The following is a 12,581-nucleotide window of genomic DNA, read 5'->3' as shown; positions in this document are numbered from 1 at the left end:
GTGGTCAGGCATGGCATGACCCTCGATAAGTTCAACTTCCTTCTGCCGACATAACTGACGGATGATTTTGCCAACTTCTCCTCGAAGCCTGCCGTAAAGAACCTTCTTACGGTATTTCGGCACGATCACAACATGATATTTGCACTCCCATTTTACATGGGCTAAACTTTGCCACTCTCGCATGGCAGTTCCTCCTGTTGATTGCCTTTAGGGGCTTTCCTCAGGAGGAACTATCGCTGGAACGGCAGAGCCTTTTCAAGTCTCACCGGCAGAGCCGGTGGTTTACTGAAAACCTTCAATTATTGATCCTGAAACCGGTAACGTACTGCCACCCGGCAGTGTTGGTGAGCTGGTGTTGACCAGTCTGACCAAAGAAGCCTTTCCGATGATCCGCTACAGAACCCGTGATATCACCAGTCTGATCTATGAGCCCTGTGCCTGTGGCAGAACCTTGGCCCGTATGAAAAAGACCATGGGCCGCAGCGATGATATGCTGATCATCAAGGGTGTTAACGTATTCCCGTCACAGATTGAAGAAATTCTGTTTTCTATTGAAGGATGTGAACCACATTATCAGTTGATTGTGCAGAGAACCGGCACCACTGATATTCTTGAAATTGACATTGAAGTTACTGAGAATATCTTCTTTGATGAGATGAAGAAACAGCGGGCTTTCCTTGAATCCATAGAACGCAGGATTCATTCAGCACTTGGAGTTGGTGCCACGGTTAAACTGGTAGAACCCAATAGTATTCCTCGTCATGAAGGCAAGGCACAACGGGTTATTGATAAACGCAGTCTGTAACTCTTCTTATGTTGCCTTTTTTTAACGTTTCATGCTATTAAACAATCATCTCAGGTCAGCCGCAACGCTTCCGGTGTTGCGGCTTTTCTGTGCAAATTTATTATGTTGGAGTTATCTGCGGTGCTGTGTACAAACTATTTATTGCCCCCGAAGCTGAAGATCTCATTTTTCGCCCTGTCCTTATTGATTCCAGTTACACTCACCGCCTGTCAGGATCAGAATAAATCAGCAGATGTATCTCCTGCACAGAAGGTTGTACAGGCTGCATCTTCAAGTAACAGTGCTGCTGGTAAACCTCTTCAACCCAAGGGGTTTGACCAGCGAAGCAGCTGCATTGGTTCAGAACTGCCTACCCAGTCACAGATTAGTTCTGCCAGGGCTGCCAAGATCAAATATAACGCCGGTGAAGATCCTGAATTTGCACGTCGCAAAGGCTGGCCTAAAAAATATCCAACCCCTCTGGCTGGCTCCATAGTGCCTCAAAAACGGATAGTGGCCTATTACGGCAATCCACTTTCAAAGCGTATGGGCGCCTTGGGTGAATTCCCCAAGGATGAGATGATTAAGCGTCTCAAGGCAGAGGTTGTAAAATGGGAAAAAGCTGATCCAAGCATGCCGGTCCAACCTGCTTTACATCTGATTGCTGTTGTTGCCCAAGGGGCACCAGGCAAGGCAGGGAAATACCGCTTGTTTATGACCAATGACCTGATAAACCAGGTCTATGGTTGGGCAAAAGAGGCAGGAGCCGTTCTGTTTATTGATATCCAGACCGGTCATGATGATATTCGTACTGTTTTACCTCAATTTGAATGGATACTTAAAAATCCTGATGTTCACCTGGGTATTGACCCAGAATTCAACCTGATTTCCAGCAAGGTAAAACCTGGCAAAAAAATCGGCACCTATGATGCTGCTGATATTAACTTCGCCAGTAACTATCTTAAAGACCTGGTACAAAAATATAAACTGCCGCCTAAGGTTTTTACTGTACATCGTTTTACCCGTAATGGTGTCACGAATGCAGACAAGATTGTTCTGCGTCGTGAAGTGCAGATTGTTATGCATATGGATGGTTGGGGAGCCCCCTGGTTGAAACGTGATTCGTACAAGGATTATATTGTTGCTGAACCGGTCCAGTTTACCGGATTTAAATTATTCTATCACAACGACACAAAGAAGGGCGATCCACTCATGGTTCCCCAGGATCTACTTAAACTGAATCCCAAGCCGGTTTATATTCAGTATCAATAATTGCAATAGGTTAGCAGAAATAGTCAGAAGCTGATCGTACTTTACATAATATAGCTAATAATTACAATAAGTTACAAAGATTTGTTTTTATTGCCTTTTGCCTCTAAACGGTTTGATGATATAATCAAACCGTTTTTCTTTTTGCTTAATCTGCCGTATTGCCGAACAGTAAGTTCGATAATGTAAGACGTGGTTGATAAACCACGTGAATTGAAATAATCACGAGTAGCACGAATGGCCTCACGGTTATTCATGCCAGACAAAACAAAACGATCAAAACGGTGTAAAATAGTCTGATCAGCTTTGAGTCTTTCTTCTTCACGCTGCTTGATTAACTCAGGATCACGAGCGCGAGCGGTGGCCTGAGCAACTCTGGCTTTCTGGCCCATCATAGTGAATGATTCAGCCAGGGAACGTAAGAGGGTTGGAAGGGTTGCAGCAAAGGCTGAAGGAACCTGAAATTGAATAGTCAACAGATCGCCGTCAGTGGAAACCACGGAGTAATCAAGACGGGAAATATGTGACGGGATAATGTGGAACATGGAAGATATATATTTTCACATTTGATTGTTGTCAAACTATTTTTTCACGGTGAAAATTTATGATAATCGAAACTATAAAAAATTGCGGATTAAAACAAAAAGAAATATGTGAAATATTGGGCATTTCTGATGCAACACTTTCAGGAATACTTTCAGGAAAAAGAAGGCCAACAAAATACATGGTTAAACTAATGGAAGCATACTTTGGCGAAAGAAAGCCGTTCAATAATCCAAAGATTGAGGCCGTAGCACAGATCATGGAGAGCTTAGACCCAGCGGCGCAAGAGGATATTCTCCGCATCGCTGAAAAGGAAAAACGGCTTGCTGAGATAGGAAAAGAAGGGGAATTAAGGAGGGCAGCATAATTGGAGTTCAAAGCAGGTAAGGGGCCTTCAAGACCACCAAAAATTACTGAGGGGAGTAGCGATACAGGTTACATACTAATAACCGTAGTAGTTATGGTGGTTACTGGAATTATGTATGTCTTATTTTCTAAAGAAGGTTACACCCCCGTAAGGTGGGTGTTTGGCGATACAAGCAGGGTTTCAGATCCTTATTTTATACCAATGGCAAAACCAGACACCAACCAACCACCCCCACCAAATCAAGAACCCATAGAACAAGATCAGCCTCGTCAGATAATGGAGCACATACCCCAGCAGCAAGCGAGTGCAGGGGATTATTACCAGTACAAAGATAAAAACGGGAATATAGCCTTTACAGATAATAGTGCGAGTATCCCTAGAGGGGCAGAGGCTAAAAACTGGAACGGAACCTCTACAGGTGGAAAGTTTGAAGTTCTGAAGGGGCAGGGAAGGGAGACACAAATTATCGCTGAAAGAGATCGTGTCTATGTTCCTGTAAAGATAAGAAGTGCAGGTGTTGAAAGGGAACTTCTTTTGATTCTGGATACAGGAGCAACAGGAGTTATGATTTATCAAGATGCAGTGCAAGGGATCAGGTTGAACAACATCAGAAGCGGTTATGCAACACTGGCCAACGGAAGCCAGGTGCAACAGCTGGCCGGAACAGTTGATTCAGTTTCTGTTGGGACAGCAGTAGCAAGAGATTTTGAAATCAGAATCATGCAGCAGGTAGGACAGAAAGACCATCAAGGGTTATTGGGAATGAGTTTTTTAAAAAACTTCCATTACACCCTGGACATGAACAGAAAAGTAATCAGATGGAATTAGTAAGCCCATAAAGCCGGGCTTATAATCAAGGTCCTCGTTTCATTCACCTCCGATCTTCCGATCAACTACGTCACGCCAATCACTCCACCAGTTCAAAAAAATTTAAGAGACGCAAATTTTTTACGCTTGCGCTTTGACCTGGCTACGTGACCGCTACGCTTTGTCATTCCTTCGTTTCTCTTCAGATCTACAGCTCATGCACTGCGGCAGGAGCGGCAAGCATGCCGCTCTGAAGTAGTTTATCAATGTGCATTTGCTTTTCCGTTCCTTGAGTTCTTACCCCTGTTTAGGGTGAAGGGGCGAAGAACTCAAGGAACGGAAAAGCAAATAGAAAAACCGCACATTGAAAAACAGAATCACATCAAGGGCTCAGAATCTAAGGAAGGTAAAGGGGAAATGACCATGAAAAAGCAAGACGTTATCGAGGCAATGAGAAAAACAGCATTATCGGCACACCTGATTAACAGCAACCCAATAGGATATAGTGACGATAGAATGACATTATTTGGTGAGCTACTAGCATTAAGAAGCATCGCATCAAGATTATTTCATGGTGAGGAAGTATACGAAGAATTTGAGTTTTACCCAGAAAACTATGACACGCCATTTCCACAGCCGGAAGTTATGTCGCATAACTAAAGATAGGCAAAGCCTATCAAACGTTATGCAACAAAATTCCGATTACCTGATCGTTACACCATCGAATATGATTGTACCCTGTTCAATGGTGACAACGCCCTGGATTATTGAGTTGACTTCTGATCTGGAGGCAAACGAGCGATCATAACCACCCTGAAGGGTGATTGTTTGGTCTTTGGTGGTGGTAACATCTTCCTGAAGATCAACATCGTTGAGAAGCATAATAGAGTCAGGAGCTGCAAGAGTGTAGGCAACAGCAAAAGAGGGAAAGAGGTTGCCGGCAATGCTGATCCGGGAGACGTCAGAGGAAAAAGAAAAGGTAATTTCATCAAGCCAAGCACGATCAAGGCCGAATGAAAGGTTGTTGTCTTTTTCGTATGACCAGCTCAACTTGTGTTCACCTGGAGGAATGTTTACTATCTGCTGATTCCAATCGACCTCGCCGGAAATAGATTTTTGAAAAACTCCATCAATATAGAAATTAAGCCTATCCCATGCGTATTCACTTGAAACCTTCCACCAGTAACCAACCTGAACAGGCCCAATGATATAAAATTCAATTGTAGAACGCTGCATGTCCTGAATCAGACCGCTTTCAGCAGACTGAGCACCATCATGGCTGTAAACATCCTGAGCTATCCAAAACGCATCGCCGCTGGTGCTAACGGTTATAGTGGGGATATTAAGTGATGTGCTCAGAGCCCAACTGTGAGACGCTATAAGCAGGAAAACGAAAATCAAAAACCGCATGATATCCCCCACGCTTCACCCTATCGGGTTCAGCCTGCGGTGCCTAATCGGCACCGTGTAAAAGCGGCCACACGTTGACGGCATGCGCCGCCATGTGTGGCCTCAACTACCAAGTAGCACGATAACGCTTGTAGGTTGCATCGACCGGGATGTTTGCTATGTCGTCAGTCATGCCGGAATCAGTTTTATTCCTCCATACATAATAGACCGACAACGACGTTTTGCGCTCGTTGAGGGACAGTTCAGCAGCATCCTGGGGGACTGCCCGATTGTGGACAGATTCAATGGTTGAAGCGGGTAGGGGGGCGGATTTTGAGACAGCAGGTTTTTGAGGCTCAGTATATGGAGGAAGAAAGCCAGAAAGATTGTTTGATCCCTGAACTGAAACAGGTTGAGACATCTTTGATGATGATACAGGCGAGAAAGCTGTTAAAGCAGGATTAATACGACTTGAAGATATGTTCTTCATTGGTTCAGGGATAACAGTTCTTGCAACAGGCTTTGAGGGATCTTGTTTATGTTTCTCAGATTTGGCACGAATACCGGCAACAGCAGTTTTAAACAGCAAACCACCGACAGTCATAAAGACGCAAAATATAATAATCCAATGCATTATTATATTTTTAGGCTTCTGAATTTCATCTGATGAATAAGATTTATAAGCTGAGAATACGGCCTGTCTTTTCCTTAACGTCTGAGTGCGCATGTGTTTGCCGCGCCGATCAGTGACGTGGTATCGAAAAGCACCGGCAATAGCTTTAGATCGTGGAACAGCCTGATAAATACATTCAGGCAATGCCAAGATGGACCTGGACAAATCAAGGTGATCTTGACAGCCTAAAATGATGTCAACGCCGAGGTGGCGGTGGTACTGGAAGAAATAAAGGACATCTTTATCCTTAAAGTCACGGGGGAATAGTTTCTGTGATTCATCTATAAGCAGAATAATGTTTTTAACCCGCTTTATTTCCATAAGTTTCTGAAAATTGGAAACGGTGAAAAAATCAAGGATTGAGTATTTTCCTTCAATGCCGTTTTCAGGATCACCAATCAGAAATGGTGAATCAAGTTTAAGATGAGGAACACGTAAATCATCAATATTCGATATGACAAGAATGTTTTCCTTGATGTGAAATTCTTTGTAGAATTCGTCATAGGTATAGAATTTTGAAAGGTAGTTAACCATATAATAGCTTTTGCCGGAACCTGGAACACCTGAGACGATAGAGATCATTTCATATCCTCACAAAAGGAATCATCCGAAGAGTAACTCTCAGGATCAAAGCAGACACCAGGACAGAGAAGGCGGCGGGGATCTGGAAGCAGTCAAGCAACCAAGCAGTGAAACCAGTAAAAGACATGGCACCATTAAGAGAGCCAGCACCGGCCTGTTGCTGGTTTGCAAAGCCCATGATTGTTTCAATGACTTCGTACAGAAAGTTATTAAGAACAATCGGCAGCACAAGAATCATCAGGCCAGTAAGCAAGACCTTAAGAGCAATCCAGCCAACAACCTTGTCGGCAAAGATTTTTGACGCAGCAGAGCCGAGAAAACTAATCAATGCAGCAAATATAGCAGGCATTTACCACCCCCTGACCACGACCATAACAGCAAAGCCGTGAGCGATTATTATCAGTGCGGCACCACAAAGACGGAGAAAAGGTTCCCATCGTGAAAAAGAAAAATTCAACTCTTTACCGTATATAGTGCCAGCGGATAGGGTTGATTCAGTGCTAGACGTACTAATAGTGAAAGACCTAACCATGCTGGTTAATGGGCTGGATGCAACAAACCCCTGTAATAGGCCAAGAAGCCCCTTTTTTTCTGGCTGTTCATAAGTGCCGTCATATTCGTTGTCACCTAAACCGGTTAAGGCAGTATCACCGGCGTCCTCAACCTCATTAGGATCAAGGTTGTCTAACTCGCGCTGTAGCTCTGCTTGACGTGCAGCAGCAGCAGCGGCGGCAGCTTGAGCATTGGCAAGCCGTTGTGCGTTTTCAGGTGTAGGATTGGCATTGTAATTACCTTGAGCAACAGCAACGGCGTTATTAGCAGCGGCAGTTGCGTTTGCACCTTGAGCAAGTGCAGAAGCGGCACTAACTTGCGCTTGAGTTGCTGGAGTTGGAAGGGTGGCAAGAGTGCCCGTATCAACTTGAGTCGGGTTATCAGAGGCTATAACAGATACGGAGCCAGGATTGTTTTTTATATAATCATCTATTTCACCGTAATAATCAGAAAAAACGTTTGCAGGTGCAAGAATGGTACTAGAAGAATTTGCAAGTTTCTGAGCGAACTCAGAAATGGAAGAAGGAGTAGTAGGCAAATTACTTAAAGGATCATTTGTTTGAACAGCAGGATATATCATAGTTACAAAGCCAGAATAAGGAGGTGAACAATTAAGAACAGAACTAGAAGAATAATCTGTATAGTAATACCCACCAGCATAGACAGGAGGGGATGTAGGTTTAGAAGATCCACAAAACCGAGATCCGATAGAAGAAGAACCAGTAATTTTATAACGTAATCCTCCGGCTGACATAACAGTACCAATAGGCAAGTCAGTATAAGAGGGAGACAAAGTAGCAGCAGCAATCTTTGGATATTTTGAAGGGTTACCTTTTGCAGAATCCATGAGCTTTTGTAAACCGGCTTTTATAGATACATCGACCTGTTTGATTCTAGGTGATAGAGTTGACATATCAATGTCTCTAACATCGATCCATTGAACAGTTGACGATCTACCAATATTACCGCCAGGAGTAACAACCGTTTGACCGGGTGTTTGACCAGAACCATAAATTCCACCGCGAGGGTAGACACCTTGTTGAGAAGATATAAAGGTTGCAGCACCACCGGCAAAAATAGTCATGGATATGATACCGCCGAGAATAATAAAGGCAGTACCCATAAGCAAAGATGCATACGCTTTAAAGGCAGTAAAGATGGAAATAGTGAGAGCTACAAAGATTGAAATTTTAAAGGATCTCTTCATACTTGCCCCAATAAGGAAGGGGGCCGAAGCCCCCCGCCGGTTGATGATTTAACGGCCCATCAGAGACTGAACCTTTTTAAAACCCCAGATCCCGGCAAGAACGGTAAGAATAGTACCGCCGATTGCAAAGAAGACAGCATCAGAACCAGTAATACCAGCCTGAATAGCTGTCTGATCAGCAGCAGACAAAGCAGCGAACGAAGGGGCGGCAGCAACAGCGGTTGCAGCAACAGCGGAGAGGACAACAGACAGTTTTTTCATGGGTGAAACTCCTTTGGTTTATTTGCCCATGGGCATAGTTAGCGGCTAGAGATCAGGGATTTGACGCGCCGAAACCCCCAAGCACCAGCCAATACGACCGAAATGGTCGTAACTGAAAGCCAGTAACCGGTTAAATCAAGTGATATGGTCATATGCCTTTACTCCAGATCATCCAGACAAGAGCACCAGAAATCAAACCAGCAAGACCCATAAGGTAGTCGTAATTTGTCTGGTGTAGATACGGAACGAGTTGCTCTGGCATAATCTAACTCCTGAACAGTCTGAATATCAGTGTAGGGCCAACAGATACGCAGCCCATTGCAAAGACCAGTGTAAAGAAATAGTCAAAAACAACGTTGCCAGTGATCTGGAGGACAGGGAAATCCATTATTCAACACCCATGGAAAAGGCCCAAGCTTCACAGTCAGGACAAATGACAACTTCCTGATCTTCAGGGTCTTGTGTGTGATGAATAGAGCCGCAGACGTCACAGGTGCGAATGGACATGGTTGACCTCTTAAGCAGCAGCCGGGGCAGCCGGAGCTTTTGCAGAAGAAACTTTAAATTCACGAGAGCCGATAAACATTGAATTGTAATCAGACATGATGAATTCAACGTCTTTGATGTGGGCGGTTGTCATGGTGCCAGGAATAAGACGATTAGCATCAGGAGATGGATATAAAGCCCTGAATTTGATCTGTTTACCACCGCTCAGGAGGGTTACGAACTGTTGGCCTGTTTTCTTGCTGATCTGTGAGCCAACATAGAAACCGGTAAGTTTCATTTCTTCGATGATGATCTGTTTTTCTTGTCCGTTTGACATGGTGTTTTGCCTTTCAGGGTTTGGTATCTACGCAACGAGGCGCAGTTTATATGCTTCTTCAGGGATAGGCTTGGCGATTGCTTCAACGGGCCTGAACAGCGGGATGATTTTGCACTGAGCAGCAGCAGGAGCAGGCGTGGCAATATCAATCCCAAACTGGAGGAAGAATTTACGGTGAGAGTAGTATTGACTTTTGTTGTACATGGACTTGATGTTCTCACCGTTGCGCCAAGCTGAGTAAATGAGCTTTTGCCTTCCATTTAGATCGTTCATATCGTCGTGCCTCAATTCAACAGATGTAGGGAATGTGATGTTGTCTAGTCGTGATTTCCAAGCTGCGTAAAAGTTGAAGTTTTCCCAATCAATTTGGTTTCCATAAGTGTCATCAAGGTATTTGCCGCGAAGGACTACTTCACAGCGTAAAAGGTCGTATGCGTAGGTTCTCAGGATGGATTCTTGTTCTTTGTCGATTCGTGATGGATTAAATGGATGAACGTTAATTTCTTTGGCTTTGTTGTAGAACTTGACAGATGATCGTTTTGAGTTCTGGTTGAAGTAGACGGTTGTTCCTTTGTTTGCCGTGGGTATGCCGTAGCGACCATGGGCAAACTGTTTGATAGCCAGTAGGTAGGTGTCAACGTCGGGAACTGAAAAATTATATGTAATGTCAATACGCCTGACGTTGTATTGACCGAGTTCAAAGGCACGAATGATTGAGATGTTATTAAGGCGTTTCGCTATGTCGTTAATCCACCGAGCAACAATCTCCCAGTTGTCACGCCCAAAGAGGTTATGACCCTGAAGCCACTTGCTAGGGTTACCATCAATGACAAGGCCGCGAGTTGTGTTGCGGATTCTGGTGTTTTCAGAGAAGGAACCTTCATTCCAGCGGATGTCAAAGCCTAGCTCTGTCATTTGCTCGATCTCACCATCAGGACGGAAACGGCAGACAGAACCGACTTCCAAGTCGATGTAGAGATCAGGGAAAAGAATGGTTGCCCAATCGATCAACGGACACCCCCAAAAAGGACAGGCTTAAGAGGGGTGCAGTTAACGGACATTTTCCGGAAAAACGGACTACCGGACCGTATTACTAGTCCGGTCCGGCTTGTGGAGGTGTTTTTGGAGGCCTGAGATTTCATAAAAGAGGCCTCTGATATGGAAGTGCAAAAAGAGCACGACGGAGAATGTCGGATTTAGAAACCTTACGGGTTGAGGTGTTTTGAAACGACGTTTGAAGAAGCTCAAGTCTTTCGAGTTCTTTGGTTGAGAGTAGTAACAGTATTTTATTTGGACGCGCCATAAGCTCACCATGTACTTTACATAATATAGCTTATGGGCATTTTATATCAAGGTCCTGTATAGGCCATTTTGATATAAGGCTTGCAAATCACACGGAATACCGGTAGTGTAACGCCGCACTTCAGATAGAGCACACAAAGGAGCAACCAGCTGCATGAGCAAAGAAGAAGCAATTGAAGTTGAAGGCACAGTCATTGAGCCGTTGCCGAACGCGATGTTTCGGGTCAAGCTGGAAAACGACCATATTGTACTGGCTCATATTTCCGGTAAAATGCGCAAGTATTTCATCAAAATCTTGCCTGGCGACAAGGTAACGGTTGAGCTTTCTCCATACGACCTTACCCGTGGCCGGATCACCTACCGAGCCAAATAACAACCTTTTACACACACAACAACACTGAACTCATGCTTGCTGCCCTACGCAGCGCATGGGTTTTATGTTGTTATATCTATTTGATATAAAAGGAGATTGTATTTATGTTGTCTGTTGCTGATTTAAAAAAGGGTACCAAGCTTATCCTTGATGGCGATCCCTATGTGGTGACCTCTTTTGATTTTGTTAAGCCTGGCAAAGGGCAAGCCCTTTACAAGTGCAAAATGAAAAATATGATTAGTGGCTCCACCCTTGATCGTACCTATCGTTCTGGTGAAAGCTTTGAACCTGCAGGCATGGATGAACGCGATATGGAGTATTTGTACAAAGAAGGCACCCATTATACCTTTATGGACCAGCAGAGTTATGAGCAGGTTGTGATGGAAGAAGATGCGGTTGGTGATGCCAAGAACTTCCTGCTTGAAAACACCAAGGTTGCTGTACTTTTGTTCGGTGAAAAGCCGATCGGCGTAACCTTGCCTAACTTTATCAACCTTCGTGTTACCCAGACTGATCCATGGTTGAAAGGTGACACCTCTGGTAGCGATTCAAAGCCAGCCACTGTTGAAACCGGCTATGTACTGCGCGTACCACCATTTATCGAAGAAAATGAACTGATTGTGATTGATACCCGTACCGGTGAATACTCCACCCGCGTTAAGGGGTAAACCTTTGTTGCAGACTACTGCTCTTCATAGGCGGGCGCAGGTACTGCAGGCCATACGAATATTTTTTTCAGAGCGGGGGTTTCTCGAAGTAGAGACCCCCTTTCGTATTCCTGCCAATGCACCGGAAGAATATATTGATCCTATCCCTACCCTGTCCTGGCAACTTCAGACTTCGCCTGAAATATGCATGAAGCGTCTGCTGAGTCGCGGCTATGATAAAATTTTTCAGATCTGTCGTTGTTGGCGGTCTGATGAACGCGGTTCACGCCACCTCTCAGAATTTACCATGCTGGAATGGTATCGCAGTGATGCTGACTACCATGACCTGATGCAAGATTGCCGTGGCTTGCTTCAGTATGTGGCAGATTCCTGCACTTCAGACTCCTGTTTTACTCAAAACGGCTTAAAAATAGATCCCCATCAATCCTGGCAGCATTTTAGCGTGCAGGAGGCGTTTTTGCAGTTTACCAAGACCGAGGCCTTGGATAGTGTCAAAAACGGGCTCTTTGATGAGCTTTTAACAGCGGAAATTGAACCAGCCTTTGAAAAATTTAAGGTACCGGTTATTTTGCAGGATTATCCTGCACAGCTGGCTGCATTGGCCAGACTGAAAAGTGATACACCGGATTATGCAGAACGGTTTGAGTTGTACGTTGGTGGGTTGGAACTGGCAAACGGTTTCAGTGAGTCATGACCACCGGCAGAGCCGGTGGCTTGAGGAAAGCCCCTAAAAGGGGCTAAGGGTTTTGGGTGAAGTCCAACTCCTCTTGTTTGTCCAGATGTTCTTGATCTCTTACATACGCCCGGATCATTTCTTCATCCAGGCCGATAGTGCTGGCACAGTAACCACGTGACCAAAAGTGCCGACCGATAAAACCTTTCTTGACCCCTTCGGCCTTACGGTGAATATGAATTGCCGACTTGCCTTTCAAATACCCTATCACCATCGAAACACTGTACTTCGGTGGAATACTCAACACC

Annotated in this window: 17 protein-coding genes and 1 pseudogene; 8 read left to right on the top strand and 10 right to left on the bottom strand. The window is 44.6% G+C overall.

Going from position 1 to position 12,581, the window contains the following annotated elements; genetic code table 11:
* A partial coding sequence (gene tnpA, locus B5D39_RS16560; RefSeq protein ID WP_139366828.1) for an IS200/IS605 family transposase occupies positions 1-183 on the bottom strand: 183 nt, incomplete at its 3' end.
* Positions 184-292: 109 nt separating this feature from the next.
* On the opposite strand from tnpA (B5D39_RS16560), the pseudogene B5D39_RS16555 reads away from it, so the two are divergent.
* A pseudogene (locus B5D39_RS16555) lies at positions 293-805 on the top strand (acyl-CoA synthetase family protein); the annotation flags it as partial.
* Positions 806-925: 120 nt separating this feature from the next.
* Positions 926-2,056: a hypothetical protein gene (locus B5D39_RS16550; RefSeq protein ID WP_425274661.1), complete on the top strand. Its 1,131-nt coding sequence runs from the start codon at positions 926-928 to the stop codon at positions 2,054-2,056.
* A 71-nt stretch (positions 2,057-2,127) separates the two neighbouring features.
* On the opposite strand, the gene B5D39_RS16545 is transcribed toward B5D39_RS16550, so the two are convergent.
* Positions 2,128-2,598, bottom strand: a complete 471-nt coding sequence (locus B5D39_RS16545; protein ID WP_078791605.1) for a hypothetical protein — start codon at positions 2,596-2,598, stop codon at positions 2,128-2,130.
* A gap of 59 nt (positions 2,599-2,657) precedes the next feature.
* Here B5D39_RS16545 and B5D39_RS16540 point away from each other — a divergent pair, with 59 nt between their 5' ends.
* The 3 genes from B5D39_RS16540 (at position 2,658) to B5D39_RS16530 (ending at position 4,430) form a co-directional block, all read left to right on the top strand.
* On the top strand, positions 2,658-2,963 hold the full coding sequence (locus B5D39_RS16540) for a helix-turn-helix domain-containing protein (protein WP_078791604.1): 306 nt from the start codon (positions 2,658-2,660) through the stop codon (positions 2,961-2,963).
* Positions 2,964-3,791, top strand: coding sequence for a retropepsin-like aspartic protease family protein (locus B5D39_RS16535; RefSeq protein WP_078791603.1), 828 nt, complete (start codon positions 2,964-2,966; stop codon positions 3,789-3,791). It abuts the gene before it with no gap.
* A 402-nt stretch (positions 3,792-4,193) separates the two neighbouring features.
* Positions 4,194-4,430 carry a hypothetical protein gene (locus B5D39_RS16530; RefSeq protein WP_139366827.1) on the top strand — a complete coding sequence of 79 codons (237 nt, stop codon included), beginning with the start codon at positions 4,194-4,196 and terminating at the stop codon, positions 4,428-4,430.
* 42 nt (positions 4,431-4,472) lie between these two features.
* Here B5D39_RS16530 and B5D39_RS16525 read toward each other — a convergent pair whose 3' ends face one another.
* The 7 genes from B5D39_RS16525 to B5D39_RS16490 form a co-directional block, all read right to left on the bottom strand.
* The gene (locus tag B5D39_RS16525; protein ID WP_078791601.1) at positions 4,473-5,180 is read right to left on the bottom strand and encodes a hypothetical protein; all 708 of its coding nucleotides are present in this window, start codon (positions 5,178-5,180) and stop codon (positions 4,473-4,475) included.
* A 106-nt stretch (positions 5,181-5,286) separates the two neighbouring features.
* Positions 5,287-6,414 (bottom strand): zonular occludens toxin domain-containing protein, encoded by a 1,128-nt coding sequence (locus B5D39_RS16520; protein ID WP_078791600.1) that lies wholly within the window; start codon positions 6,412-6,414, stop codon positions 5,287-5,289.
* A gap of 1 nt (position 6,415) precedes the next feature.
* Complete coding sequence (locus B5D39_RS16515; protein ID WP_078791599.1) at positions 6,416-6,763, bottom strand: hypothetical protein; 348 nt, start codon at positions 6,761-6,763, stop codon at positions 6,416-6,418.
* On the bottom strand, positions 6,764-8,173 hold the full coding sequence (locus B5D39_RS16870; protein ID WP_139366826.1) for a hypothetical protein: 1,410 nt from the start codon (positions 8,171-8,173) through the stop codon (positions 6,764-6,766). It lies immediately after the preceding gene.
* Positions 8,174-8,221: 48 nt separating this feature from the next.
* Positions 8,222-8,434, bottom strand: coding sequence for a major capsid protein (locus tag B5D39_RS16500; RefSeq protein WP_078791596.1), 213 nt, complete (start codon positions 8,432-8,434; stop codon positions 8,222-8,224).
* 517 nt (positions 8,435-8,951) lie between these two features.
* Positions 8,952-9,257 (bottom strand): hypothetical protein, encoded by a 306-nt coding sequence (locus B5D39_RS16495; protein WP_078791595.1) that lies wholly within the window; start codon positions 9,255-9,257, stop codon positions 8,952-8,954.
* A 27-nt stretch (positions 9,258-9,284) separates the two neighbouring features.
* A complete protein-coding gene (locus tag B5D39_RS16490; protein WP_078791594.1) occupies positions 9,285-10,268 on the bottom strand; it encodes a phage/plasmid replication protein, II/X family in 984 nt (327 codons plus the stop codon).
* A 445-nt stretch (positions 10,269-10,713) separates the two neighbouring features.
* On the opposite strand from B5D39_RS16490, the gene infA reads away from it, so the two are divergent.
* The 3 genes from infA to B5D39_RS16475 all read left to right on the top strand — a co-directional run bounded on the left by infA (position 10,714) and on the right by B5D39_RS16475 (position 12,294).
* A complete protein-coding gene (gene infA / locus B5D39_RS16485) occupies positions 10,714-10,932 on the top strand; it encodes a translation initiation factor IF-1 (RefSeq protein ID WP_012469967.1) in 219 nt (72 codons plus the stop codon).
* Positions 10,933-11,036: 104 nt separating this feature from the next.
* Entirely contained in the window at positions 11,037-11,600 is a 564-nt protein-coding gene (efp, locus tag B5D39_RS16480; RefSeq protein WP_078791593.1) for an elongation factor P, read from the top strand.
* Positions 11,572-12,294, top strand: coding sequence for an amino acid--tRNA ligase-related protein (locus tag B5D39_RS16475; RefSeq protein WP_244161450.1), 723 nt, complete (start codon positions 11,572-11,574; stop codon positions 12,292-12,294). Before efp ends, B5D39_RS16475 begins: the two co-directional genes overlap by 29 nt.
* Before the next feature lie 43 nt (positions 12,295-12,337).
* Here the strand turns inward: B5D39_RS16475 and tnpA (B5D39_RS16470) are convergent.
* The coding region (gene tnpA / locus B5D39_RS16470; RefSeq protein ID WP_208610559.1) for an IS200/IS605 family transposase at positions 12,338-12,581 on the bottom strand (244 nt) is incomplete at its 5' end.

Source organism: Trichlorobacter thiogenes (genome assembly GCF_900167465.1).
GTDB classification, from domain to species: Bacteria; Desulfobacterota; Desulfuromonadia; order Geobacterales; family Pseudopelobacteraceae; genus Trichlorobacter; species Trichlorobacter thiogenes.
This window is presented reverse-complemented; position numbering and strand designations above follow the sequence as displayed.